This is a genomic window from Acinetobacter calcoaceticus DSM 30006 = CIP 81.8, from assembly GCF_000368965.1.
In the GTDB taxonomy this organism is placed as follows: domain Bacteria; phylum Pseudomonadota; class Gammaproteobacteria; order Pseudomonadales; family Moraxellaceae; genus Acinetobacter; species Acinetobacter calcoaceticus.
Window position 1 is genome coordinate 194971 of sequence record NZ_KB849780.1, and the last position, 26477, is coordinate 221447.

Annotated in this window: 19 protein-coding genes and 1 pseudogene; 8 read left to right on the forward strand and 12 right to left on the reverse strand. The window is 37.9% G+C overall.

Features of this window, described 5'->3' with window-relative positions:
* Position 1: 1 nt before the first annotated feature.
* Positions 2–1144 carry a non-hydrolyzing UDP-N-acetylglucosamine 2-epimerase gene (gene wecB, locus F936_RS05885; RefSeq protein ID WP_005045895.1) on the forward strand — a complete coding sequence of 381 codons (1143 nt, stop codon included), beginning with the start codon at positions 2–4 and terminating at the stop codon, positions 1142–1144.
* Here wecB and F936_RS05890 read toward each other — a convergent pair.
* The 9 genes and pseudogenes from F936_RS05890 to F936_RS05930 all read right to left on the reverse strand — a co-directional run bounded on the left by F936_RS05890 (position 1129) and on the right by F936_RS05930 (position 11821).
* Complete coding sequence (locus F936_RS05890; protein ID WP_005045897.1) at positions 1129–2049, reverse strand: hypothetical protein; 921 nt, start codon at positions 2047–2049, stop codon at positions 1129–1131. The two genes, wecB and F936_RS05890, sit on opposite strands and share 16 nt — an antisense overlap.
* The gene (locus F936_RS05895; protein WP_005045899.1) at positions 2027–3871 is read right to left on the reverse strand and encodes a hypothetical protein; all 1845 of its coding nucleotides are present in this window, start codon (positions 3869–3871) and stop codon (positions 2027–2029) included. Before F936_RS05895 ends, F936_RS05890 begins: the two co-directional genes overlap by 23 nt.
* Positions 3868–5121, reverse strand: a pseudogene (locus F936_RS05900) (glycosyltransferase family 2 protein). Before F936_RS05900 ends, F936_RS05895 begins: the two are co-directional and overlap by 4 nt.
* Positions 5108–6004, reverse strand: coding sequence for a hypothetical protein (locus F936_RS05905; RefSeq protein ID WP_005045906.1), 897 nt, complete (start codon positions 6002–6004; stop codon positions 5108–5110). The pseudogene F936_RS05900 and the gene F936_RS05905 overlap by 14 nt, the downstream one beginning before the upstream one ends.
* Positions 6004–6747, reverse strand: a complete 744-nt coding sequence (locus F936_RS05910) for a hypothetical protein (RefSeq protein WP_003650373.1) — start codon at positions 6745–6747, stop codon at positions 6004–6006. Before F936_RS05910 ends, F936_RS05905 begins: the two co-directional genes overlap by 1 nt.
* Positions 6748–6937: 190 nt before the next feature.
* A complete protein-coding gene (locus F936_RS05915) occupies positions 6938–8380 on the reverse strand; it encodes a cryptochrome/photolyase family protein (RefSeq protein WP_005045909.1) in 1443 nt (480 codons plus the stop codon).
* 117 nt (positions 8381–8497) lie between these two features.
* Positions 8498–8980, reverse strand: a complete 483-nt coding sequence (locus tag F936_RS05920) for an FKBP-type peptidyl-prolyl cis-trans isomerase (RefSeq protein ID WP_003650377.1) — start codon at positions 8978–8980, stop codon at positions 8498–8500.
* Between the two features lie 136 nt (positions 8981–9116).
* Positions 9117–10403 (reverse strand): NAD(P)/FAD-dependent oxidoreductase, encoded by a 1287-nt coding sequence (locus F936_RS05925; protein WP_005045911.1) that lies wholly within the window; start codon positions 10401–10403, stop codon positions 9117–9119.
* Between the two features lie 98 nt (positions 10404–10501).
* Positions 10502–11821, reverse strand: a complete 1320-nt coding sequence (locus tag F936_RS05930) for a D-alanyl-D-alanine carboxypeptidase PBP6B (protein ID WP_005045914.1) — start codon at positions 11819–11821, stop codon at positions 10502–10504.
* A 170-nt stretch (positions 11822–11991) separates the two neighbouring features.
* On the opposite strand from F936_RS05930, the gene F936_RS05935 reads away from it, so the two are divergent.
* Positions 11992–13695: a M61 family metallopeptidase gene (locus F936_RS05935; RefSeq protein ID WP_005045916.1), complete on the forward strand. Its 1704-nt coding sequence runs from the start codon at positions 11992–11994 to the stop codon at positions 13693–13695.
* Between the two features lie 398 nt (positions 13696–14093).
* Entirely contained in the window at positions 14094–16331 is a 2238-nt protein-coding gene (locus F936_RS05940) for an NADP-dependent isocitrate dehydrogenase (protein WP_004643621.1), read from the forward strand.
* 117 nt (positions 16332–16448) lie between these two features.
* Here the strand turns inward: F936_RS05940 and F936_RS05945 are convergent, their stop codons facing one another.
* Positions 16449–17237, reverse strand: a complete 789-nt coding sequence (locus F936_RS05945; RefSeq protein WP_003650388.1) for an rRNA large subunit pseudouridine synthase E — start codon at positions 17235–17237, stop codon at positions 16449–16451.
* Positions 17238–17433: 196 nt separating this feature from the next.
* On the opposite strand from F936_RS05945, the gene icd reads away from it, so the two are divergent.
* The gene (gene icd, locus F936_RS05950) at positions 17434–18690 is read left to right on the forward strand and encodes an NADP-dependent isocitrate dehydrogenase (RefSeq protein ID WP_003650391.1); all 1257 of its coding nucleotides are present in this window, start codon (positions 17434–17436) and stop codon (positions 18688–18690) included.
* Positions 18691–18725: 35 nt separating this feature from the next.
* Here icd and F936_RS19490 read toward each other — a convergent pair whose 3' ends face one another.
* Both F936_RS19490 and F936_RS05955 read right to left on the reverse strand, forming a co-directional pair.
* Positions 18726–18851 (reverse strand): hypothetical protein, encoded by a 126-nt coding sequence (locus tag F936_RS19490; RefSeq protein ID WP_005045920.1) that lies wholly within the window; start codon positions 18849–18851, stop codon positions 18726–18728.
* Positions 18848–20074, reverse strand: coding sequence for a YbfB/YjiJ family MFS transporter (locus F936_RS05955; protein ID WP_016801967.1), 1227 nt, complete (start codon positions 20072–20074; stop codon positions 18848–18850). The genes F936_RS19490 and F936_RS05955 overlap by 4 nt, the downstream gene beginning before the upstream one ends.
* Positions 20075–20122: 48 nt before the next feature.
* Here F936_RS05955 and F936_RS05960 point away from each other — a divergent pair, with 48 nt between their 5' ends.
* The 4 genes from F936_RS05960 (at position 20123) to F936_RS05975 (ending at position 26455) form a co-directional block, all read left to right on the forward strand.
* The gene (locus F936_RS05960) at positions 20123–21004 is read left to right on the forward strand and encodes a LysR family transcriptional regulator (protein ID WP_005045925.1); all 882 of its coding nucleotides are present in this window, start codon (positions 20123–20125) and stop codon (positions 21002–21004) included.
* A gap of 208 nt (positions 21005–21212) precedes the next feature.
* Positions 21213–22604, forward strand: coding sequence for an L-cystine transporter (locus F936_RS05965; protein WP_004643616.1), 1392 nt, complete (start codon positions 21213–21215; stop codon positions 22602–22604).
* 147 nt (positions 22605–22751) lie between these two features.
* Positions 22752–23570, forward strand: a complete 819-nt coding sequence (locus F936_RS05970) for a PhzF family phenazine biosynthesis protein (protein ID WP_003650399.1) — start codon at positions 22752–22754, stop codon at positions 23568–23570.
* Positions 23571–23692: 122 nt separating this feature from the next.
* A complete protein-coding gene (locus tag F936_RS05975) occupies positions 23693–26455 on the forward strand; it encodes a M16 family metallopeptidase (protein ID WP_005045927.1) in 2763 nt (920 codons plus the stop codon).
* Positions 26456–26477 lie beyond the last annotated feature (22 nt).

The following is a 26477-nucleotide window of genomic DNA, read 5'->3' on the forward strand; positions in this document are numbered from 1 at the left end:
AATGAAGAAAATTTTTATATCTATTGTATTTGGTACACGTCCAGAACTAATCAAACTTGCCCCTGTTATTTTATTGGCAAAGCAAGATCCACGCTTTCAAGTTGAGGTTATTTTTACGGGGCAGCATGATGAATTGGTAAGAGATGCGATAGATTTCTTTGGGGTTGAAATCGACCACCGTCTCAAAATTATGAATGCTGGACAAAGTCTCAATCAGTTATTAATACATGGTTTGAGTCAAATTGAACAGGTATATACCGATGGTCAAAAAAGAGATGCAATTGTTATTCAGGGCGATACAACGACTGTTTTAGCGGCAGGTTTGGTCGCGTTCTCTATGAAAGTTCCTGTTGCGCATGTCGAAGCGGGTTTGCGTTCCTATGATTTAGATCATCCTTTTCCAGAAGAAGGAAATCGCCAGTTAGTTTCCCGCATTACAAAATGGCATTTTGCTCCGACTGAACAATCAAAGAGAAATCTACTCAATGAACAAATTTCACCAGAGCTTATTACTGTTACAGGTAATACCGTTGTTGATGCTGTGTATTTAGGACGTAAATTAATTTCTGAAAAATCGGGTTTGAAGAACCAGCTAGAACCCTATGGAATTCAATTAAAGCAAGATGACAAAGTTGTGCTTATTACAGCTCATCGCCGTGAAAATTTTGGAGATGGAATTCAAAACATTTGTAATGCAGTTGAGCATTTAGCTAATGGCCACCCAAATTTACATTTTATTTGGCCTGTGCATTTAAACCCCGCAGTACATGATGTTGTACATAATAAGTTTAAAGATCATCCCCAAATCCATCTTGTTAAACCGCTAGACTACCCAAGCTTATTGGCAGTCATAGACCGATCTACATTTATTTTGACAGATTCGGGTGGCTTACAAGAAGAGAGTCCATCATTTAATAAGCCCGTTTTAATCTTGCGAGATACCACAGAACGGCCTGAAGTTGTTGAGGTTGGAGCAGGAGTCTTAGTAGGGACTAACCAACAAAAAATTATTCAAGAAGCTGAAAAGTTGCTCACCGACCAACAGCACTATGAAAAAATGGCACATGTAGAAAATCCATTTGGTGATGGGCAAGCTGCTCGGCGTATTCTTGACCAAATTGCACAATCTTATGAATTAGCATAATTATGAGTTAGAGATTTATTCTCACTTATGGAGGTGCTCTTACCACCATAAGTGAGGCGATACCACAAGCTCACAATATTGACGCACCAGCGACTCATGTAGTGAGGTCCATCAAAAATATAGACGGTTTTTCCTTCATATGCTTTTAGTTGAGAAATAATTTCCCAAGGGTAGGCGGCTCTAAATTGCCCATTCTTTTTAACTCTAAAAGCTTCTAGCACTATAATTACTTTATCTTTTCCAAGCTTTTGTTCAAGTTGATCTAAAATATGTTTGGCTTGCTTAGGAGACCTTACACCTACGCCTACCCCGTCTTGGAAGAAAACACCGTTATTTTCAGGTAACCAGCTTTTAACCCATAAATCGTAATGTTTGGGTTCACTTTCACCACTATAAATACTCACCCAAACTGGTACTGGAAATTTGGTTAAAACCTGACCTAAAGCACTTACTCTTAACCAAGTCGGATCTGCTTCTACCGGAAAATAATAGCCTTTAAGTGCCGTTTTTTGCTCTTTTATAATTTGGGCAGATTTTTCACCTAACTCAGTTACATTTGCCCGAGCTTTAGGTTCATTATATTCGCCTGCTAAGCCCAATATCAGGTTTTTAGCCCAAGGCTCCTGTTTAATTTTTTCTAAATTAATTGCTTTTTCCCATTGAGGAAAGTTTGATTCTTTCCACCATGATTTAGACTCAACAACAGACCACTGAGGGACAAATGTGTTAACACCCAAATAGTGCCAGTTTCCCTCTGGTGGGGTCGTGTTATTGTCGGGCTGCCAGAAAATTCCTTCAATACGCGGGGCTTGTCCTTGATGTTTGAACAACCCCGCATAAGCTATAACACTACATATAATTAAAATAATAAAAGCAGCTATTTTAATTGGTATCTGTTTTTTCATTATTTCGTCTTAACCAGTACCACAAAAAGATAATTATTATCATAATTGCAGAGATAATCACAACTAATAAGAAGAAAGAAGATTGTTGAACTAAAGGTGCTTTTTGATTTCCGACAATGAGCTTTTGTAAAACATAAATATTTCCATTTTCTGAAACCAACATTTTTGTCACGTTATTAGGAATTTTATGCTGTATTTTTTCCCAAAGATGCATAAAACTTTGTGCACCACCTTCTGAGTCGGTAATAACATCAAAACGGTTATTGTCATAACTCACAATAAAACCATTAACAGCAGCAGGCGCATAAATAATATCTTGATGCATTAATACTTGCTGTTTATAAATATCTTTATTCACACGAATATTTATTGATTGTGGGGCACTCGGTGCGTAGCGAACTAGGTTTAGAGGCATTGGTGCTTGTGTTAAAAGCATTTTTTTAGCAACTTTACCTAATACAATAGCAATATTTAAAGCACCAGATTGATCATCAATCGCAATGGTGGGAGTAGTTGCTAAAGTCATGGAAATTGCAGCTACCCCATTTTTGAGTTTGTGTGGAAGTTTTACCGTGGATTTGGCTGTATCAATCCAGAGAGAACCATGAGCGGTTGGTAAACACTGAGAACTTGCGATTACTGAGTTTTCAAGTTTTAGGCTGAAATTGGTTGTATTTGAAATCGCTTTAGCAAAAATATTAAATTGTCGATTTACTGGATCTGAAGCGAGATCTGCTGTTTTCATACTTCCTGCAAGTCCGCCATCAATCCAAGCTGTAATATTTGAACCTTGTAATAGACCACTTTGAATACGAAGTGCGATTTGTCCCTGCAAGATATCGGTTGGTTGCCAAACAGCAGGGAAGTCAAGAAATAAGTTCTTTTCAGCATGGTTTAATCTGAAATCTTCAATACCTAAATCGGCCAGCGTATCAATTTTTTTAAATTGAGCCCAAGTTGGATTAGAGATCGTGGTGGGGAAAATTGCACTTCCTGTATTCAGTTGCTGTACATAAGATGGATTAATGAGCCCATTAATGGCAGCAGTAAGTTCTTGTCGGGTGTGATAAGTAATTGAAAGCGTTGCTACTCCATCAACTGGTTTTGCAATTTGTACAAAAGCTCCACCCTTGAGTGGAGTAGGTGAATGAATCACTTCAATAATAAAATTTGTTTCAGGGTTTAAGTTGGTCTGTCCAGAATCAACCCACTCAATTGGCGTTACTGAACTCCACGAGCTAGCTAGCCGGGCAAGCATAGACGCTTCTGCAATCTCTTTACGGTTATATTTTAAAATTCCAACAAAGGGCGTAGGTCGTCTAGCTTGTGGATTAAATAAAGCATCGGGTAAATCTTTTAAACGGTATATATTCCGAATCGGCTTAAAATCGAGTTGAGAATTACTTAAATAAGTTAAATGATCAATATCTTCAGAGCAAAAAGAATCCTTAGTTCGATTGAGTGTTGTTGATTTGGTATATTGCTGAATAATGAAGTCTAATCGGTGAAAACCACTTTGGCTTTTAGGAATATCAAATTTTAGTTGTCCATCACTACTTAAAGTAGAGTTATAGATGAGCTTATCATCATATTTAACTAATAAAGTTGTATCACTTTCAGTGGAATAGTTACTTGAAAATTGAATGTTTTCCCATTCAGCACCTTTCCCAATATAGAAAAAATATGGTTCAACAGTATATTTGGTGGATGTACTAATATCGTCTAGTTCCCATGTATACGCATGAGCAGACATTGCTAACATTAGACTGGTGCTGGCAAGGAGCACTTGAACCGTTTGGTATAGGTCAAAAGTCTTTTTCATTTTTTTCTCTCCTTGCTACGTTCCGTTTTGTACCATTGAAGGGAGTTGCCCTGTATTTTATTTTTAAGCATGTCATATGCCGCTTTAAATACAATAAATAGAAATATTTGTGAATAAGTTACATAAGATAAAACTGAGTAAAAATAGAGCTCTGGTTTGGCCCTTTCTAAAGATAGGGTAAACCACATTTGTGCAACGTACAGGCAAAATGAAAGACCCCACAGTAATGTGAATGGTCCTGGAACCGAAATACCTGCAATACCGAGTAACCCAAGAGTTAAGGTGATATGACTCCAGAGTAACGCAGGTACAAAAAGTATGTAGCACATAATGTTATTCAGAATTTCAATTCCGATAGGAAAAGGCGTTCTTAACGCTACAGGTAAATATTTACGAGTCACATAAAAATTACCTTGAGTCCAACGTGAGCGCTGTTTAATAAATACACTCAAAGATGGTGGATCTTGCTGCCAACCAATTGCGTAGGGTACCCATTTAATTCGTTTTTGGCCGATAAAAATCCGGAAGCTCATTTCAGTGTCATCGACCAATGACTTCTCATCAAAACCACCCAAGGTTTCTAATGCATCACGCCAAATGACATAGTTGGTACCCATCAAAGTGGATAGTTCAAAACGTTGCCAACGTCCGCCTTGAAAAATCCATTGGAAAAAGATGAATTCAATGGCGATAAAGCGAGTCAAAATACTATCTTGCTAATTACGGGTTCTTACCTTGCCATTTACAGCCACTAATTTTTTATCAGCAATTAGCGTTTGAGCTAAGAGACGGACACAATCAGGCTCCGGTGTACTATCTGCATCATAAACAACAATGAGTTCACCTTTGGCATGGGGTAAGCCATTATTAAGCGTTCTAGATTTACCTTTGCCTCCCATTCCTTTAGGAACGTTGACAATTTTTATGCAAGGATAAATCTGTGCTAGATTTTCGGCAATTTCTAGGGTGTTATCTTTAGAACCGTCATTAATGAGCAAAACTTCATATGCTTCGGCTGGATAATCCTGTTGAGCGATTGCATGCAAAGTATCTTCAATCACTACGCCTTCATTATATGCAGGAATCAAAACACTCAAAACAGGCCATCTATCTGGCACAGGAAGGTTCTGTAGCTCTTTTTCCGCCGTTTTTGAATATTTCCAAGCCTGATAACTTAACCAAGCCCAAAATGCTTGAGGAATCCAGATTCCTAAAAAACCAAATAGGAAGAGAATATCAATGGGAGCCATTTGATTTAACCCTCCTAATAATAGACGAGATCAGCAATAACAATAAAATCACCCCGATGACCAAGGAGATCCATGAAATATAGCTGCCGAAGGTACCCAGAAGATCAGGATAGGTACTTTTTAAAATAAGATCGAGTGGAACTACGACTGTGCTTAAACCAATAAAAATATATCCAATAAAACTAGTTTTTATATGTTCAGGCGTACTTATGTAGTTAATATTATTAAATTTCCATGATATTCCGAGTTGAGGGTATCGAATATTTGTGGTTGGTAGATCAGCAGGAGGATTAATAATAATTTCATAACCCGAAATATGACCATCAAAACTTTTAGCTGAATAAAATAAGTGCTGCTTTTGTCTAATTTCTCTAGATGGCAGAGGAAGTTCTGGTGGATTAAACTGAACAATATAGCTGCCAGCAGTTTGTGAAATTAAGTTTTCATCCCAACCTTTTGAAACAAAAGCAGCCATGGGCCGTAAACCAATGGCAGTTGAAAATGTGGCTTTGGCTGCAAAATATTGGGGCTGTCCGGATTTAAAAAGTGCAATGGGAATTGCACCTTGGCTGACTGCTTCTTTTAATAAGAAATAATGAGAAAAGCTAAATACTTCATCCGGTAATATGATGCCTGGCTTTATCCCTTTATGAATAAGACTTTGAAAACTATCCGAACTGATTTGGTCAATTGTAAAAACAGGCCACCATGTGTCCTGCGCTGGGAAAAACATGGAAAGGTCATTAATATTCTGAATTTCGGTTTTTGTTTGTTCAGCTTTAATTTCACATTGATAATATTGACGATAAAACTGCTGTAAAGTGCTATCTGGATATTGACTAGAGGCGATAATAATTCCACAAATATTAAGAAGATTAGACATTAAGTAATCTCCTCTTCAAGTGGAATCTGAATAATTTTATATTCTACTTCAAGCCGCAAGGTCATAATTTCTTTTAGCTTTTTAATAAATTCAGGTTCTTCTTCAGTTTTTTGCTTGCGAATAACAATGCTGTATATCGTTTCTAGATCATCATCAGCAAACTGGAAAACAATTTCTTGTGGATGATGCTGGCTCAAAATTTGAATCATTTCATTTTGAGTGGTTTTCCACACATCATCGCCTAACATTTCTTTAATTAAGATTCGGTTGAGAATTCTAATTTCAAAGACTTCATAGTCTTGTATGTGGTGATGATCAAGAAGTTTAAAGAAACTACGTTGGAAATATTTGAGTGCGCTAAGTGGGAAAATATCACGGCGGTAATTTCGATCATAACTCTGTATATCACGATATTTTTGAACGTTAATTTCAATATTATGGCGTACAGCACTCAGAAAAAGAGGAATAAGGGGAATAATAAAAAGTAAAAGGAGCTGACGTTCAATATGTGTTTGTGCCCCTAGGTCGAGTAAAAAATATACTGCCACGCCTACGAAAGCGATTAAACCAACAATTAAAGATGCGCCGACTTTTAAAAAAGCACCAGAAATTAAAAGAATAAGAATAAAAATCCAGCTTCCTCTAAAGCTTACAGGCAACCACTCATATGCCACCATTCCCATAAAGAGGTGAGCTGCGATAATCCATAAGACGAGTGTTCTTCCTGGGTTCTTTTGTTGCATGCGCGCTCTAGTCCCTTTTTGTAATGTTAATTTTTATACTTTTATAATGAACTGTGATGTTTTTTGAATTTATTGTTGTGTTTGTCCTTTTACAGATCTATTTATAACCATTTTTAGAGTAAAGTCACAATATAGTCAAATTTCTCGTTTTTTTTTAATCAAAAATAAACACAAAAGACAGAAGTGGCGTCTAAATGTTCTTGAATGTTTCAATTGCGTTGATACGCGTTTCTTTTAAATCAACAATTGGTTTTGGATAATTCAATTGAAGATGAGTTTTGGTTGAGTAGGGTTCATGAATCATTTTATTGTCTAGATGAGCTAATTCATTCACCCATTGACGAATATAATCTCCATTTGGGTCAAATTTCTTAGATTGAGCAATAGGGTTAAAAATTCGGAAATAGGGTACAGCATCAGTTCCAGTCGATGCACACCATTGCCAGCCACCATTATTCGCAGCTAAATCGCCATCAATTAAATGCTGCATAAACCACTGTTCACCTACTCGCCAATCGATGAGTAGGTTTTTACACAAAAACATAGCGGTAATCATGCGGACACGATTATGCATCCATCCCGTTTTTTGTAGCTGGCGCATGCCTGCATCAATAATTGGTATGCCTGTTTGGCCATTTTGCCATGCGACCAAATGCTCTTGATTATTTTCCCACTTAATATTTTGAGTATTTTTCTTAAAAGGGTAGTGTTTAGAGACGTGCGGAAAATCAAATAAAATATGTTGATAAAATTCGCGCCAAAGTAATTCATCTAACCACGTTTGCTGGCCTTCGTTTGTCAGATGAAAGTTGCCATGTTCAGCTCGAAAAAGGGCTTGTAAACATTGGCGAATAGATAAAATTCCAAGGTTTAAATAGGGAGAAAGTTGGCTAGTTCCTTTTACATTTGGAAAGTCACGTTCTAATTTATAATGAGATAAATGATCGTTAATAAATAAATCGAGCTGCTCCAAAGCAAAGTCTTCTCCAGTAGGCCATAAGTCTTGTTGCTCTTTTGGAATTGATGAGTCAAAAAAAGCTTCAATATCTTCTAGACCTAAACTTTTTATATTTGAAAAAGACTGCGGATAGGCATTTTGTTTCTCAGAAATTGGATAGCACTGAGGCAAACCACTTATATCTAGTTTTGAATAACATGCTTTTTTAAATGCACTGAAAACTTGATACGGTTGCTGTGACTGATTGCGAATGGAACGTAAAGGGAAAATCGTACGGTCATGAAATAAAAAAAGCTCTTTACTCTGCTGATTTAAAGCTTGTTGTACAATTTTATCTCTTTTCAACTCATTCACACCTACTTCTATATTCGAGTAAACATTTTCGATATTGAGTTGTTGAGCGAGTTTAGAAATATAGTCTGCAATATCTTTCCAGTAGGGAATGACTTGAATGATAAGTGGAATATTAAGCTGTTCTAATTCTTTTCTGAGTTGTTGAAGTTGGCGTAAATAGAAATTAATTTTTATAGGCGCATCGTGATGTATTTTCCATTGCTCAGGCGACAAAATAATTAACCCAATCGAAGGGCCTTGTTGGCAGGCATGCCATAACGCAGCATGATCCCGAACTCTCAAATCCTGACGAAACCAAATAAGCTGATTTACGTTTGACATGAAAGATACCCTTATAAAGTTGAGTGAGTTAGAGGTTTGTTATCCAGATATTATATAAAAATAAATACATAAAAAAAGCAAAGCCGAAGCTTTGCTCTTATCATCTTTAAAGATGAATTAGTGGTGATGACCACCAGCACCGTGTACGTGACCGTGATCTAATTCTTCTTCAGAAGCTTCACGGATTTCTACGATTTCAACTTCAAAAGTTAAATCTTGACCAGCAAGTGGGAAGTTAGCATCAACAACAATGTTGTCGCCTTCAACCGCTTTAACAGTTACGATTTGTACGCCGTCGTCTGTTTGCGCTTGGAATTGCATACCAGGTTGAATGTTCTCAACACCTTGGAACATTTGAGCTGGAACTTCTTGAACTAGGTCTGGGTTGTATTCGCCATAACCTTCAGCTGCTGGTACGTTAACAGTAAATTTTTCACCAACAGTTTTACCTGTTAATGCATTTTCTAAACCAGGAATGATATTGCCTGCACCGTGCAAATAGGCAAGTGGTTCACCTTGAGATTGATCAAGTGTTTCACCCTCAGCGTTTGTTAATTTGTAGTGGAATGAAACCACGTGGTTATTTGCAATAGCAGTCATGTTTTTGATCCATTCAATCAATTAAAGCGTACATCATAAAGTGAAAAATAAATTTTGTAGACTACAAAATTTGAATCTTTAACACTTTTATATAATGCGTTTTTATCTAAATAGGGATGAACTTAAAAAATTCAACTCAATATAGTTTAATTTTTGGACGTACACGTCTTGTAAGTAAATCTTTCATTGTGAGTAGTCCAGCCTGTGTGTACCCGTGAATCGTTGCTTGATGTAAACGATATAAAGATACGTACATTGTTTTGGCAATATAGCCTTGCACACTTACATCACCAAGTAATTCTCCAACGGCTTTATTACGGCTTAAAGACACAAGCGAACCTTTGTCGTTAAAGGTAAACATGGGTTGTGATCGGCCATTAAGTCGAGCAGCCATGGCATCGACTAAAAAGCTCGCTTGTTGGCTTGCAACTTGAGCGCGCGGGCCAAGTGGAGGATGTCTTGCATCAAGTTGGCAACGGGCGCAATCACCAAAAGCAAATACATTTGGGTCGGAATAAGTTTGTAATGTTGCGTAGACCATCAGGCGGTTAATATTGTCGCGTTCAAAATCATTGAAACTTTCTAAAACTTTTGGTGCTTTTACACCTGCTGCCCAGACGGTAATATCACTTTTTAATTGATCGCCATTACTAAAATAGATGGAATGCTCATCAATTTTTTCAACGCGATGTTTGGTTAAAACTTCAATGCCCATTTTTTTGAGCTGTTTTGCACTATGCTCAGCTGTTTTTTCACTTAGAGCAGGTAAAATGCGCTCAGAAGCCTCAATTAGGGTAATTTTAACTTGGTTGGGGTGAATCTTCTTTAAACCATATCGATAAAAGTTTTTAGTCGTTTCAATTAACTCGGCCGCAAGTTCTACACCTGTTGCACCAGCACCCACGATTCCGATATTTAAAGTCCGCTGATTTGGCTGATTTTGAGCTTCAATATAAAGATGTAATAAATCTTGCTGGAAAATATCAGCTTGCTTTCTGCTGTCGAGGAAATGACAGTTTTCACGTACGCCTGTTGTATTAAAGTCATTTGACACAGAACCAAGCGCTAAAATAAGCGTGTCATAACTCAGCTCTTGTGGATGAGTGCTTTGCTCTTTAGAAACTTGAGGGGGAATTAACTCAATTAATTTTTTATCTTTCTTAACTCCAACTAATGTTCCAAGTACAAATTCATAGTGATGTTTTTCTGCATGGGCAAAATAGTTAGTTTGTTCTTCGTGTGGATTTAAAGACCCAGCAGCAATTTCATGAAGCAAAGGTTTCCAGATGTGCGTTAGGTTTTGGTCAATTAACGTAATCTTCGCTTTATGAGTTTTCCCAAAAGTTTCACCGAGTTGTGTCGCAAGCTCTAAGCCTCCGGCACCACCACCAACAATTACAATATGATGTAAATTTTGGGTCATTTTTATCACCTAATTATTTTTCTATAAAAAAAGATGGCTGAATTATGCCATCTTTTATTTATAAAATTTATTGTGCATCTGTGCACAATTTGATGTTTTTAGTGCGAATCTAAAGGGTAGAGTTTTGCAGCACTATGTTCACTCGATGAAAAAATAGAGAAGAGGCTAGAAAACCACATCATGATTCTTTGGAAAATATTGGCTTCTTCAATATGTACGTTATCTTCAATTTGAAGACTACGGATCAGCTGGTTGTTTTGATAAATAGATACTGTTGCCAAACTCATGACTTTCATTAATGGTGCAGTTAACTGTTTTTCATTTAGTTCAATGTTTACATGTGTTTGAGTCTTTTCGAGTGGAGCAATCACTTTTGGCTGTAAATTACTATCAAGTACTTGAATGCGTTGAGTCACATTGTCAAAAGTATTTAAGTCAATGGGAGTAGGTTCAGCATATAAAGATGTCGTTACAATCGTCGGTTGCTTTGTTGCGACCTTAAACATTTTTAGAGTCGATTTTACAACAGGCAGTTCGGCAATTAATTTCTGCTCAGGAATAATGACTTCATCGCGCGTGTAAGCATAAGCAAGATTCATTAACTTATCTGCAATCTCCGCTCGTTTTACCGCACTCGGTGTACCTAAAACAATTACTAATAAACGTCTTTGAGCTAAGTCTGATGAAAATGAAGGACGTGAAGCTGTTAATGCTAAATTATAACCAGCTGCTTTAGTGTAACCAGTTTTTAGACCGTCAACAGATGGGTCATATTTCAGTGCAAGGTTGGTCGCATGATGGAAGCGTTGGTTGTAGCTAAAGCTTGGCATTTTTGAATAATGTAAATATTCAGGAGTTTGTTTAATTAAAGCCTGACCTAATAAGCTTAAATCATGAGCCGTAGTGTAATGATCAGGCATCGTAATTCCGGGAGGATTACTAAAATGAGTATCTTTCATACCCAAAGCTTGAGCTTCCTGATTCATACGTTGTACAAAGTGAGGAACATCCCCAGAAATTTTTTCAGCTAAAGTCACGGCTGCATCATTAGCAGACATCACAATTAAACCTGCCAATAACTGATCAACTGAAATTTGTTCACCAGCTTTAAGATACATTTGTGATTCATCCCACTGCACGACACTTACCACCGGCGTTGCAGTAATGATTTCTTCTTTTTTCAGCTTTCCAGCTTTAATCTCTTTTAAGGCAATATAAGCAACCATCATTTTGGTTAAAGATGCTGGTGCGCGTTGCACATGGCTATTATGCTCGGCAATGATTTGACCCGATTGAGTATCTACAATAGTCCATGCAGCGGCTTCAACACTTTCAGGTGCAATATTGAGTAACGCAGCATTGGTTAGGGTAGTGCAGAAAATACTAAAGAGGGTAAAAAGAGATAGAAAAAATTTCACGGATGACCTTAACTTTCACTGGCAAATACGGGACACAGATGCACAGCATGCTATGCCTTTTTTTAATCGAAGGCTAGTGGGAATTGTTGCCAAAAAATACATCTACGCAAGACGATACAAAAAAGTGATAATCTAATGTGAAGCCGTTCTTATTTTAAATTGAAGAATTTATGTTGCATTATCAAATTGAGTTCGATGATTACAAACAACACCTTGTTCACGTGACAATTCGTTTTTTAGCCAATCCGAATCAGGAACTTTGGCTGCCAACGTGGATTCCGGGTAGTTATCTAATTCGAGAGTTCTCAAAACATATTGAATCCGTTAAAGCTTATGATGAAGCTGGACGTATGCTGGACATTAAAAAAACGAGCAAGAATCGCTGGCGTTTATTTAATACAGATCACGAATTAATGACGATTGAATATGATGTCTATGCATATGATTTGTCTGTACGTGGCGCATATGTAGACCAGACGCGTCTATATATTAATCCTGCGTGTGTATGTTTGGCTTTAGATGGACAGGAGCAGTCTGCTTGTGAAGTCGAAGTTTTCTTGCCAGATGAGTTAAAGCATTTTCAGTTAGCAACCGGCTTAGCTTCAAAAAGTTTAGTCAAAGGGCGCTTTACTTTAAAAGCCGATCATTATGATCAATTGATTGATAGTCCGTTTGAACTGGCTGATCAAATGCGCTTTGGCTTCGAAACACATGGCATTGAACATGAGTTTGTAATTTCTGGTCCACATAATGCCAATATTGATCGCTTAAAAGCCGATATTGAAAAGATTTGTGCAGCTGAAATAAATATGTTTGGTTCAGCGCCATTTAAAAACTATACCTTTATGACGATGGCAACAGGGAATAGTTATGGTGGATTAGAACATTGCAATAGTACAAGTCTGATTACACCACGCGACGATTTGCCAAAATCGAATGAACCAACTGAACCTTCTAAAGATTATCAACGCTTTTTAGGCTTATGTAGTCATGAATATTTTCATTCATGGTTAGTAAAGTTTATCCGTCCTGAAAACTTTGCAAATTATAATTTGCACCAAGAAGGCTACACATCTTTACTTTGGATATTTGAAGGCTTTACTTCATATTATGATGACCTGATTTTATTGCGTAGTGGCGTCATTTCTCAGAAGTCTTATCTTGATTTACTCAAAGCACAAATTGATCGCTATTTGCAAAACCCAGGTCGTTTTGTTCAAACAGTTGCCGAATCAAGTTTTGATGCTTGGATCAAATTTTATCGTCAAGATGAAAACTCAAATAATGCAGGTACCAGTTATTACAATAAAGGTTCATTGGTAGCGTTATGCCTAGATTTAGGTTTACGTCTACGTGGTTCTAGTCTTGATGCTTTAATGCGTCGGTTATATGAAAATACTCAAAATGGTATACAAGTAAATGAGCGAACCATTTTTGATTTATGTAAAGAACTGACGGGTGATAACTGGATTGAACAGATTAATCATTTGATTAACACGACTGATGAATTACCACTTGATCAGTTGCTTCCTGAATTTGGCTTAAGCTATAGAGTTAAAACTGACAAATCTTTGCCATTAGGCTTGAAACTTGTCGATAAGCCAGAAGGCGTACTCGTGCAAAGTGCTCGCCGTGAGAGCGCTGGAGCAAAAGCAGGTATTTCTGCCAATGATGTGATTATTGCAATTGATGGTTTAAAAGCATCTACTAAGCTTATCGAGAAGTATGCAAAACAGGGTGGTACTTATACTGTATTTGCTTTCCGTCGTGATGAGTTAATATCTTTTGCAGTCGATTGCGCTACATCTGATTTAACAGAAGTTGAACTTGTCGTTGAAGATCAAGCTAAAACTGAAAAATGGTTAAAAGCATAGATTAAAGCTAAATAGTTTATAAAAAACCGATGTTTTGCACATCGGTTTTTACTTTTAAGTACGTCCAAATGGTGAAATCTGTTTTACCTTTGAGTTTATTTTGAATGAAAAGTATAATAATTGTCAGAACACTGAAAGATATCTCATGTAATTTAATGATGTTTAATGCCTGAAAAGTGATCGGAATGTGTATATTACAATGACTTAGATATTAGAAAATTATCTATATATTTTAATTATGTATTATTTCGCTACGAAATGTCGTTATCACTGGATATTTCGTTGACTGAAAGGCAATGAGAGTCGATACTCTCAGGGTTTTATTTAAGCATATCGGTTCGTAGGCACTGGGCCAAAAGCTCGGTCCTCAACACTCAATCAAACGGAAGGGGCTATATATGGCTGGTGAAAAGTCAACTATTATTTACACACTGACTGACGAGGCGCCACTATTGGCGACCTATTCGCTACTGCCGATCATTGAGACCTTTACTAAGCCAGCTGGCATCGAGATTATTAAAAGTGACATCTCTGTAGCTGCACGTGTGCTCGCAGAATTCGCTGAATACCTAAGTGAAGAGCAAAAGGTAACTGACAACCTTGCAGAGCTAGGTCGTCTTACACAAGATCCAGATACTAATATTATCAAACTCCCGAATATCAGTGCGTCTGTTGCGCAATTAACTGCATGTATCAAAGAGCTTCAATCAAAAGGTTATGCAATTCCTGATTATCCGGAAAATCCTACAAACGAAGAAGAAAAATCAATCAAAGCTCGTTATGGTAAGTGCCTTGGTTCAGCAGTAAACCCTGTCCTCCGTGAAGGTAACTCTGACCGTCGTGCTCCAGCAGCAGTTAAAAATTACGCAAAAAAACACCCTCATTCAATGAGCGAGTGGAAACAGTGGTCACAAACTCATGTTTCACATATGGAAGAAGGTGACTTCTACCATGGCGAAAAATCAATGACACTTGATCGCGCACGTAATGTGAAAATGGAACTTATCACGAACAGTGGTAAGAGCATTGTTCTTAAGCCAAAAGTTGCGCTACAAGACGGCGAAATCATTGATTCAATGTTCATGAGCAAGAAAGCACTTTGTGATTTCTATGAAAAAGAACTTGATGATTGTAAAGAAGCAGGTATTTTGTTCTCTTTACACGTAAAAGCGACAATGATGAAAGTTTCACACCCGATCGTTTTTGGTCACTGTGTGAAAATCTATTACAAAGAAGCTTTCGAAAAACACGGTAAGTTATTTGACGAATTAGGTATTAACGTCAATAACGGTATGGCTGGGTTATACGAGAAAATCGAAACTCTTCCAACATCATTACGTGAAGAAATCATTGAAGATTTACATGCTTGTCAAGAACACCGTCCTGCACTTGCAATGGTTGACTCGGCAAAAGGCATCACAAACTTCCATTCACCAAACGACATCATCGTTGATGCTTCTATGCCAGCTATGATCCGTGCTGGTGGTAAAATGTGGGGTGCTGATGGTAAGCAATATGATGCTAAAGCTGTTATGCCAGAATCAACATTTGCTCGTATTTACCAAGAAATGATCAACTTCTGTAAGTGGCATGGTAACTTCGATCCGAAGACTATGGGTACTGTACCGAACGTTGGCTTGATGGCTCAAAAAGCTGAAGAATACGGTTCTCACGACAAGACTTTTGAAATTTCAGAAGCTGGTATTGCAAACATTACCGATCTTGACACTGGTGAAGTGTTATTGACTCAAAATGTTGAAGAAGGCGATATCTGGCGCATGTGTCAGGTTAAAGATGCTCCGATTCGTGACTGGGTAAAACTTGCAGTAACTCGTGCACGTAACTCAGGCATGCCTGCGATCTTCTGGCTTGACCCATACCGTCCACACGAAAATGAATTGATCAAGAAAGTACAAAAGTACTTAAAAGATCATGATACGAATGGCTTGGATATTGAGATCATGTCTCAAGTTCGTGCAATGCGTTATACACTTGAGCGTGTAGTACGTGGTCTAGATACTATTTCTGTGACTGGTAACATCTTACGTGACTACTTAACTGACTTGTTCCCAATTATGGAACTTGGTACTTCTGCGAAAATGTTGTCTATCGTTCCGCTTATGGCGGGCGGCGGTATGTACGAGACGGGTGCGGGTGGTTCAGCGCCAAAACACGTACAGCAACTTGTTGAAGAAAACCACTTGCGTTGGGATTCGCTTGGTGAGTTCCTTGCTTTAGCAGCTTCTTTAGAAGAAATGGGTATTAAAGAAAATAATGCTCGTGCTAAGTTACTTGCGAAGACGCTTGATGAAGCAACTGACAAGTTGCTTGATAATGATAAGTCTCCATCGCGCCGTACGGGTGAGATTGATAACCGTGGTAGCCATTTCTACTTGTCACTTTACTGGGCTGAAGCACTTGCTGCACAGGACGAAGATGCTGAGTTAAAAGCTAAATTTGCTTCACTGGCAAAAACTTTAGCTCAAGAAGAACCGAAGATTGTTGCTGAACTTGCTCAAGTACAAGGTAAACCAGCTGACATCGGTGGTTACTATGCAATTGATAAAGCAAAAGTAGATGCAGTAATGCGTCCAAGTGCTACATTCAATGCAGTTCTTGCAACTGTTAATGCTTAATTACTAATTCGTTAGTAAATAGCTTAAGGGCCGGTGCATATGCACCGGCTTTTTTATTTTTAGAAAAATAAAAGGCATTAAAAAAGCCCACCTAGGTGAGCTTTGAAAATTTACATCTTATCGATCATTACGGCCACGACCACGTGGTGCTTTAGCATTTGGACGAGTTGTACCATTGGTTTTACGACGTGGTTTTTCACCTTCATCCATCTGCCAAATACGTTTTGTACCAGACTTCTTCGTAGAACCGTCTTTATTCTTGCGAACCATTGGTTTACCACCAGTACCACCTGGTTTTTTCACATATGAACGTGAACGATAAGGTTCTTCAGCTGGAACATCTTTAAAGTCAGGGTAAAGCAAAGGCTCAATTTCCTTAACATCACCAGGTTTTAAACCGAGTTGAACTAAATCAATTGAACCAATTTTAGTACGAATTAAACGTAAAGTTGGAAAACCTACCGCAGAAGTCATACGACGAACTTGACGGTTACGGCCTTCGCAAATTGAAATTTCGATCCAAGATGTTGGAATATTTGCACGAAAACGTACAGGCGGGTTACGTTCCCATAACCATTCAGGTTCACTTACTTTAATGGCGGTGGCAGGAAGCGTCATACCATCATTAAGTTCTACACCTTTACGAAGCTGCTCAAGCGCTTCTTCAGTTACATCGCCATCAACTTGAACTAAATACGTTTTGTATTTTTTATTTGCAGGGTTAGTAATGAACTGATTCAAACCACCATGATCAGTTAAAAAAACTAAACCCTCAGAGTCCATATCAAGACGGCCTGCCAAACGCAAAGTCGGGTCATCAACAAAGTCAGAGACGGTCATATGCGCTTCGTCTTTACGAAACTGGGAGAGAACGTCATATGGTTTGTTGAGAATGACAATTTTCATAAAAAATGACTTCTTCTTTCAAATAACTAGAGAAAACATTGAGGTTTATTTAAGTGAGAAATCTTATTATTTCTCATATAAATCCCAAAAATGATTAATTTCAATTAAGCTATTATGCGTTAAGAAGAGTTGAAAGTATTGTGTATCGATAATTATTTTTAGTTAATTAAGTATTATAAAAGGGAGAATTCACATAATGGGTTATCAGAAGATCGTGGTTCCTGCAGATGGCGACAAAATTAAAGTAAATGCAGACCTGTCACTGAATGTACCAAATCATCCAATTATTCCTTTCATTGAGGGTGATGGTATTGGTGTGGATATTACACCAACCATGAAAGCAGTCGTAGATGCTGCTATTTTAAAAGCTTACGGCGGCAAGCGCTCAATCGAATGGATGGAAGTGTATTGCGGTGAAAAAGCCAATAAAATTTATGGCAGCTATATGCCGGAAGAAACTTTTGAAGCACTTCGTGAGTTCGTTGTCTCAATTAAAGGTCCGTTAACTACACCGGTTGGCGGCGGTATTCGATCATTAAACGTAGCCTTACGCCAAGAATTAGATTTATATGTTTGCGTACGTCCAGTGCGTTGGTTTGAAGGTGTACCTTCACCAGTTCAACACCCAGAATTAACGGACATGGTCATTTTCCGTGAGAATTCGGAAGATATCTATGCAGGGATTGAATGGAAAGCCGATTCTGAAGAGGCTAAAAAAGTCATTAGATTCCTTCAAGAAGAAATGGGTGTGACAAAAATCCGTTTCCCAGAAGGCTGTGGTATTGGAATTAAACCTGTATCGAAAGAAGGTTCACAGCGTTTAGTACGTAAAGCCATTCAGTTTGCGATTGAAAATGATAAGCCTTCGGTGACGCTTGTTCACAAGGGTAATATCATGAAATATACCGAAGGGGCATTCAAAGAGTGGGGTTATGAGCTGGCTCTAGATCGTTTTGGCGGGGAACTGATTGATGGCGGCCCATGGGTTAAAATTAAAAACCCAAGAACTGGTAAAGATATCATCATTAAAGATGTGATTGCAGATGCGTTTTTACAACAGATCCTAATGCGTCCCGCAGACTACTCTGTTATTGCAACGCTTAATTTAAATGGTGACTATATTTCCGATGCGCTCGCAGCAGAAGTAGGCGGCATTGGTATTGCACCGGGTGCAAATATTGGTGGTGCAATTGCAGTTTATGAAGCAACTCATGGCACTGCGCCTAAATATGCTGGTCAAGATAAAGTAAACCCAGGTTCTATCATTTTGTCTGCGGAAATGATGTTACGTGATATGGGCTGGACAGAAGCTGCTGATCTGATCATTAAAGGGATTTCGGGAGCGATTGCCGCTAAGACCGTAACTTACGATTTTGAGCGTTTAATGCCGGGTGCAACCTTGTTACGTTGCTCTGAATTTGGTGACGCGATTATAAAACATATGGGAGAGTAATCTTCTATTAAAAAGCCCTCGGTTGAGGGCTTTTTTTATTGCAAAAATTCAGAGTGCTTAGTGGTCTTCGTGATGCCGACTTTCTTTTGATAACTCTGATCTAGGGCCTGAATAAAAAGAACAAAGGCAATTAAAAATAGGGGGAAGAACAGAGATTTCATAATTCGGTTTCTCCGAGAGTTGAGATGTAAGTAGGCCGTACAGGAAGTAAAAGGCAAACTGCAAAGAGTAGAATGATTCCACCCAAAAGAAAGAGATGTGCATAAGACCAATGCAAATGATGCAAAGTACTAATGATTACACCACCTAAAAGCTGAGTGCTAGCAAACCCAATCGTGGCAAGGCTCCATAGCTTTTGATAACGTTGCTCATAAATTTGTAAGAGGCTATAAGAGCTAATAAACACCGTTGCGGGAGTAAGTAATCCTGTAAGAAGGGACGATAAAGCAAGCAAGGAAGTGGTCTGGGAAAAGAAAGGTAAAACAACAGCTAGACAATAAATGGCATATAACCATTTAATGGTGTGTAAATATCCTATTATTCTGCTTAAGCAATAAGCGACAAATGCACCAATGCAGCTTCCTGTACCATAGAGAACCCAAAATAAATTCCTTTGCTCTAATGAAAAATGCAAAGTTCCAGATAAATAATCCATCCAGAATAGAGAGTGAGGAATATAAGCAAAGGCACTGCACATATAGGCAATAATAATGACAAGACCTAAACGTGATTTTTGTGAGGCTTGCAGGTTTGTAGAATGTGGCTTAATCACCTGAGCAGTATTACGACTTAATAATTGATAAAGCAGTACGCTTCCTAATATGGAGATACCCGCAAAAATATCCCAAACATAATGCGCAGGTATATTTTTAAGTACAGGAATAATAATGGTGGCAGATAACACACCCACGCCAATCCCGCTAAATCCTAAGAAATTAACTTTTAATCTTTGTGTGGTGGGAATGTATTTCATCGCAAAGCTCGGGGCTAAAATCATAAGTAAGCCGCCAGCAATACCAGAAACCGTACGCCAGAAAATGAACCATGCCAGAGGCATATCCATGAATGAGCAGCATAGGAGGCTGAGGCTGCCAGCAATAGTTGAGAGTACGATCATGGATGGGATGTACTTTTCTTTAATACTCAATAACGCCAATAAGGCACCAATGAGATATCCCAATAAATTTGCGCTGCCTAAGAAACTGGCAAAATCATGGGTCCAGCGGTATTGCTCGATCATGATGGGCATGAGCGCGGTATAGGAAAACCTAAAAACACCAATTCCCAAACAAGTTGCCAAAAAGACAATTAAGCTCATTCGATAAAACGTAGACATGAGAAGATGCTCAATTTTTTTATTATTAAAAGCTAGTTTTGTAATCATTAAAAATGATTTAATAAGATGATAGTTATCTTATTTTGAGATAGTGTAATGTTATTAAAGTCACTAGAGTTTTTCTTGGCGGTCGCAGAGAGTGGAAGTTTTTCATTGGCTGCACAAAAAATGTATACCGTTCAATCGAATATCACGAGCCATATAAAAAAACTTGAAGAAGAGTTGGGGGTGATTTTATTAAATCGCCATAACCCAGTGACACTAACCAATGCAGGACAACAGCTACATAGTTATGCCGTTCAAATGCTTGCACTACACCGTAAAGCTAAAAAAATCTTTCAAGAAGGTGGAATTGATCCTGCTGAATCAATCCGGCTTGGAAGTATGGAGACCACTGCTGCAATACGTTTGCCACAGTTACTCAATCAATGTATGCAGCAATATCCTACTTTACCCATTGAGCTCCAAACTCATCCGACACGTTATTTATTAAATGCTGTACATCAGGGTGAATTGGACTGTGCTTTTGTAGCATCTAAACATTCCATTCCTGAGTTATATAGTTTTCCAGTGTGGCATGAAGAGCTGGTTCTGGTTTGCCCTAAGCAACAAGAGAGCTTTCCAGACATGGCAACCCTTGCAAAAACTAGATTTATAGCATTTCGGCAAGGTTGTTCATATCGACACGCAATAGAGCTTTTCTTGAATGACTTTAGTATCCCACCTTCGCAAATTATGGAAATGGGAAGTCTGGACGGAATCGTGAGTTGTGTAGAGTTAGGTGTTGGTTTTGCTTTATTACCTAAGTCTTATTTGGCAAAAGTTGCGGATAAAGTGTCCGTCAATTGTTTTGGACTAAATACGGAATCTGCTTTTTTCACTACATATTTAGTTGCCCAGTTACCTGAAACATGGGGAACCAATTTAAAGCAATTTATTTATTTTATTGAGCAACAATTTGAATTAAAGGTTGCTTAGGTAGAGGCTGATTTTTATACATAAATATCTTACGTAATTTATAAATTAAAAGTGATATATATGTATTTAAAAGTCATTTTATATTCTCACGCAGGTTTGTAATCATCTTGATGCTATAAAATTGTTGAAAAGGGTAGTTTATATAGGCCGGCTATGGTCAAATATGCCCCCTTGAAAGATGACACAAGCAATAATTTGGAGTTTGGGAATGAATATACCCTTAATCATCAATATTGTGGTTTTTGTCGGGTTAATATTTTTACTCGCCCAAACACGTAAAACGGACTGGAGCTTATCGAAAAAAGTTCTGGCTGGCTTAATTCTAGGTGTGGTGTTTGGCTTAGGACTACATTTGATTTATGGCGGTGGCCATCCGATTCTTGCTGAATCTATTAGCTGGTTTAATATCGTTGGAAACGGCTATGTAAAACTTTTACAAATGGTCGTGATGCCTTTGGTATTTGTGTCTATTTTGGGAGCGGTTGCAAAATTACACCAAGCATCGTCTTTAGGCAAAATCAGTTTTTACACGATTGGTACTTTACTGTTTACAACGCTGATTGCTGCACTCGTAGGGGTATTTGTTACTAACCTGTTTGGCTTAACGGCAAAAGGCTTGGTGCAAGGTGCTGCTGAAACTGCACGCTTAACTGCCATTAATACAGATTATGTAGGCAAAGTTACCGATTTAAGTGTGCCGCAATTTATTCTTTCCTTTATTCCAAGTAATCCATTTGCTGAATTAACTGGTGCAAACCCAACTTCAATTATTAGTGTGGTTATCTTTGCCGTCTTCTTAGGTATAGCAGCACTCAACCTAATGAAAGATGATGAAGAAAAAGGTCAGCGTATTTTAACTGCAATCCAGACTTTACAGTCTTGGGTAATGAAGCTTGTTCGTTTAGTGATGACGCTTACACCTTATGGTGTTTTTGCACTCATGACCAAAGTTGTGGCAAGTTCTAACGTAGCAGATATCTTAAATTTAGGCGGTTTCTTGGTGGCGTCTTATTTAGGCTTGGCGATTATGTTTGTCGTACATGCCATTATTTTGACGCTTACCGGTGTTTCGCCACTTAAATTCTTTAAGAAAGTTGCTCCAGTTTTAACGTTTGCATTTACCAGCCGTTCAAGCGCTGCAAGCATTCCACTGAGCATTGAAGCACAAACTCGTCGTTTAGGTATTCCTGAATCTATTGCAAGTTTCTCTGCTTCATTTGGTGCGACAATTGGCCAAAATGGTTGTGCTGGCTTATATCCAGCAATGCTAGCGGTAATGGTTGCGCCAACGATGGGAATTAACACGCTAGACCCAATGTGGATTGCATCGTTAGTCGGTATTGTGACTTTAAGTTCAATTGGGGTGGCTGGAGTAGGTGGCGGTGCGACTTTCGCTGCTTTGATCGTACTTCCTGCAATGGGCTTACCTGTAACTTTGGTTGCGCTTCTTATTTCAATTGAACCATTAATTGATATGGGACGTACTGCGCTAAATGTAAATGGTTCAATGACTGCGGGTGTTGTTACCAGTCAATTTATGGGCCAGACAGATAAAGAAATATTAAACAGTGAAGATGAAATTGAATTAACACATCATTAATAAACTGTAAGAGACGACTCAATCTTATTGGATTGGGTCGTTTTTTTATGTGTGAATAATGGCTGTAATGCTAATTTTTAAAAATCTGTGTCTGTTTATATTTAAAAAAATTAAAGACAATGAGTTAATTTAAAAGAGTTGAATATCATGAAAATGTATCAAGTCGATGCTTTTACAAAAGAGTTATTTCGTGGAAATCCGGCTGCTGTGGTTGTTGAAAAAGAATGGCTAGATGCAGATTTAATGCAGAAGATAGCATTTGAAAATAACTTGTCTGAAACTGCTTTTGTCAAAATCATAGACTCTGAAAATTATGAAATCCGTTGGTTTACTCCAACAGTTGAAGCTGATTTTTGTGGACATGCCACTCTTGCTAGTGCTTTTGTAATATTTAAAGATTTTACTAAGAAAAAGACGATTAATTTTCATGTACGAAACTTAGGGCTTTTTATAGTTCATCAAGATGAAGACGGCAAAATTAGAATGAATTTTCCAATTTGTAAAGCTCATCAAGTTGAAGATTATCCGGCTATTTTACGTCAAGCTTTAAGCAAACCTTTTAAAGCGGTTTATCAAAATCCTTATGCCTACGTCATTGAATATGAGTCAGTTCAAGATGTATTAGATGAACAGCCCGACATGAATTTGCTAAAAAAATTAGGTAAGTTACGTACTGCTGTTACAGCAAATGATGTGGATGTTGCAATAACATCAAAAGCCGATCAGCAATATGATTGTGTCTCTCGCTATTTTGCACCTGTCGCAGGTATTGATGAAGACCCCGTAACAGGTTCAATTCATACTGCTATAGCACCGTTATGGGCAGAAAAGCTTGGGAAAAATAATATTGTGGCTTATCAGGCTTCTAGTCGTGGAGGCATTTTATATTGCAATATTCTGTCTAAAGAACGTATTGAAATTTCAGGATATGGGAAACTTTATATGCAAGCTGAAATTTTTCTTTAAAATATAAGGCCGTTTAAATAAACGGCTTTTTTTTCAAAACTTTACTATGAAAGTCAGCTTAAATTTCCTACTATAGTCCCACAACTATTGATTTTTTATTATTCAAATTAATTGGTATTTATATGTTTATGCAGTTTAAACAACTGACTCTCTCCCTATGTATTCTTAGTTTAAGTGCTGCGTCTTGGGCACAAACCACACTAGTAAAAAGCAAGCAAAATATTGAGGAATATAAATTAGATAACGGTTTTCGGATTGTACTTGCACCGAATGACAAAGAAAATAAAATCTTTATTAATACCATTTATTTAACAGGTTCATTAAATGATCCGCAAGGCAAAAGTGGCTTAGCTCATTTACTTGAACACTTGGCTTTTAAGGGGACAAAGAATGTTAAAGGGGAAGAATTCCAGCGCCGTTTAGATCAATATACGTTAATGACGAACGCAAGCACAGATTATTACTCGACTAAATATACCAATATCGTTCGTCCGGAAAAGACTGCACTAAATGAAGTGTTGTACCTTGAATCTGAGCGTATGGATAAATTGGTTCTACAAGAAAAATTTGTTCCTTCTGAAATTGAAATCGTAAAGCGTGAACGTGAAGTCCGCATGGATCAGCCTTTTGCTGTTTTAATGGACCAAATGTGGAAATCGGCTTATGGCAATCAATATTTAGGTCGTTTACCGATTGGTGATTTGCCTGAGCTTAAATCTATTAAAATGCCTGAGCTAGACCGTTTTTATCGTAGCTGGTATGCACCGAATAATGCAGTCATGGTTGTTTCGGGTAAATTCGATAAAACAGATGTCTTAAAAACAATTGATCAATATTTTAGTCCAATCGCGGCACGTGAAGTTCCTAAGGCTGTACAGATTCCTTTACTTGACTCTACAAAAATAAAAAATCGTCAGTTTGTGGTGAAAAAGGGGAGCGATCTGGCGAAGTTCCATATTTATATGAATGGAAAAAACACCAAAATTCAGCCGACACTAGCGTTAGCTCCTTTGCTATATACCATGCAACCAAGTGGTCATTTATATCAGAACATGGTTGAAACTGGCATTACCACAAATGTTGATGCGAGTACGTGGTTAGACCAAGATTTTAATGTGGTATTTCTAGGTGCTATTTATGCACCAAGTAATGATCCTAAAAAAGTTGAAAGCTCTTTACTCACGGGTATTGAGAAAGGTAAGCCTTTTACTGAAGTTGAATTAAATCGTGTTAAAAGTTTAATGAAAACCCAAGGCGACTTAATCACCAAAGATGCGGTAGCACTTGGATCGCGTTTAAGTGATTACACCGTAGCTGGCGGGCAATGGGATCAATATTTTAAAGATTTAGATTCGGTAAAAAACGTTAAGCTAGATGATGTAAATCAAACTTTAAAACAGTTCCTTGTTGCTGAGCATCGTATTGATGGTGATATTTTGCCAACACCTGAAGACCAGAAGAAAGCTCAACAACAAAACTCAAAAGATGCGCCTAAAACCTTAGATCAGGTGGAAGCAAAGGCTGAGCCTTTAAAAGATCCGAAGGCGTATCAACAAGAAGTCGCTGAGTTTTTAAAAACTTCTAAGCAATATGTTGAAAGCAATGAGAAAAAGATTATTCGTGGAAAGCTGAAAAATGGAATGAAGTATGCTTTATTCCCAGTTGAAACACGCGATGATCGTACTTATGCCACAATTACGATGGACTTCGGAACAGAGAAATCTTTATTTAACAAAGGTACAGTAGTCGATTTAACCTCATATTTATTACTACGTGGTTCTGATAAATACAGCTTGCAGGATATTGCCGATAAGTCGATTGATGCGGGTGGGGCCGCTTATGCGAGCGCTGATGGTAATGGCATGACCATTAATATTCAGTCTAAATCAGAAAAATTTGATGAATTCTTTAAGTTTGCTCTCGATGTGATGAAAAATCCAAAATTTGAGCAATCTCAATTTGATTTGATTAAATCGCAGAGCTTATCTAGTTTAGATCGTCCGTATACTGAACCGGATGTTGTAGCAGGTTTAACACTTTCCCGTTTACTGGAAGAATATCAACCGGGAGATTTGCGTTACCACTTTGAACCAGAGTTGGCAAAGCAGCAATTGAACAGTGCTACTCAAGAACAAGTGAAAGAGTTGTACGAGCGTTTCTTTGCTATGAACCACGCTCAGATTGCGATTACGGGCGGGTTTGATCCGAAAAAAATGCAGAAATTACTTAATCAGGAATTTGGTCGTTGGAATGGTAAACAGCCTTATCAAAAAATCTTGATTGATCATGTTGATTTTCCAGCTCAGCAAGTTCATGTTTTATCTGAGCAGCGCGAATTTGGTAGCTACCAAAGTGTGCTCGCTCTACCAGTCGGAAAAAATCATCCTGATGCATCTGCTTTAATTTTACTTAACTATATTTTAGGTGAATCTCAAATTTCATCACGTTTGGCTCAAGAGCTTCGTGAGAAAAATGCATTAGTGTATGGTTTTGGAAGCGGATTACAGCTTGATCGTGATACTAATGTTGGGGCCTTAAGCATTAGCGCAAATTACACTTCGGGTCGCTCAGCGCAGGTTTCTGCATCAATACATAAAGTATTGAATGACTTGTTGAAAAATGGTGTGACAGAGCAAGAGCTTGAAGCTGCAAAAGCAGATATCATGAAGAAACGTGTTACTGCATTAGAAGATGAACGTAATATTCATGGCATGTTAAATCTCCAGCTTGAGTCAGGTAAAACATTACAAGACCGTGTAAAACACGATCAAAATCTGACTAAACTGACTGTTGCAGACATAAATACAGTAATTAAAAAGTATATTAAGCCTGAACATTTAGTCGAAGTTATGGCCGATCAATATGGTCAGGCAGCAAAAAAATAAAGTCTTCTTTTAAATAAAAAGC

What these genes read in the sequence shown, in the direction of transcription:
- F936_RS05915 (WP_005045909.1), bottom strand. Translation starts at nt 8,380, where the DNA reads ATGTCAAACGTAAATCAGCTTATTTGGTTTCGTCAGGATTTGAGAGTT.
- F936_RS05975 (WP_005045927.1), top strand. Translation starts at nt 23,693, where the DNA reads ATGTTTATGCAGTTTAAACAACTGACTCTCTCCCTATGTATTCTTAGT.
- F936_RS05965 (WP_004643616.1), top strand. Translation starts at nt 21,213, where the DNA reads ATGAATATACCCTTAATCATCAATATTGTGGTTTTTGTCGGGTTAATA.
- F936_RS05890 (WP_005045897.1), bottom strand. Translation starts at nt 2,049, where the DNA reads ATGAAAAAACAGATACCAATTAAAATAGCTGCTTTTATTATTTTAATT.
- wecB (WP_005045895.1), top strand. Translation starts at nt 2, where the DNA reads ATGAAGAAAATTTTTATATCTATTGTATTTGGTACACGTCCAGAACTA.
- F936_RS05955 (WP_016801967.1), bottom strand. Translation starts at nt 20,074, where the DNA reads ATGATTACAAAACTAGCTTTTAATAATAAAAAAATTGAGCATCTTCTC.
- F936_RS05940 (WP_004643621.1), top strand. Translation starts at nt 14,094, where the DNA reads ATGGCTGGTGAAAAGTCAACTATTATTTACACACTGACTGACGAGGCG.
- F936_RS05935 (WP_005045916.1), top strand. Translation starts at nt 11,992, where the DNA reads ATGTTGCATTATCAAATTGAGTTCGATGATTACAAACAACACCTTGTT.
- F936_RS05910 (WP_003650373.1), bottom strand. Translation starts at nt 6,747, where the DNA reads ATGCAACAAAAGAACCCAGGAAGAACACTCGTCTTATGGATTATCGCA.
- F936_RS05945 (WP_003650388.1), bottom strand. Translation starts at nt 17,237, where the DNA reads ATGAAAATTGTCATTCTCAACAAACCATATGACGTTCTCTCCCAGTTT.
- F936_RS05920 (WP_003650377.1), bottom strand. Translation starts at nt 8,980, where the DNA reads ATGACTGCTATTGCAAATAACCACGTGGTTTCATTCCACTACAAATTA.
- F936_RS05970 (WP_003650399.1), top strand. Translation starts at nt 22,752, where the DNA reads ATGAAAATGTATCAAGTCGATGCTTTTACAAAAGAGTTATTTCGTGGA.
- F936_RS05925 (WP_005045911.1), bottom strand. Translation starts at nt 10,403, where the DNA reads ATGACCCAAAATTTACATCATATTGTAATTGTTGGTGGTGGTGCCGGA.
- F936_RS05960 (WP_005045925.1), top strand. Translation starts at nt 20,123, where the DNA reads ATGTTATTAAAGTCACTAGAGTTTTTCTTGGCGGTCGCAGAGAGTGGA.
- F936_RS19490 (WP_005045920.1), bottom strand. Translation starts at nt 18,851, where the DNA reads ATGAAATCTCTGTTCTTCCCCCTATTTTTAATTGCCTTTGTTCTTTTT.
- icd (WP_003650391.1), top strand. Translation starts at nt 17,434, where the DNA reads ATGGGTTATCAGAAGATCGTGGTTCCTGCAGATGGCGACAAAATTAAA.
- F936_RS05905 (WP_005045906.1), bottom strand. Translation starts at nt 6,004, where the DNA reads ATGTCTAATCTTCTTAATATTTGTGGAATTATTATCGCCTCTAGTCAA.
- F936_RS05895 (WP_005045899.1), bottom strand. Translation starts at nt 3,871, where the DNA reads ATGAAAAAGACTTTTGACCTATACCAAACGGTTCAAGTGCTCCTTGCC.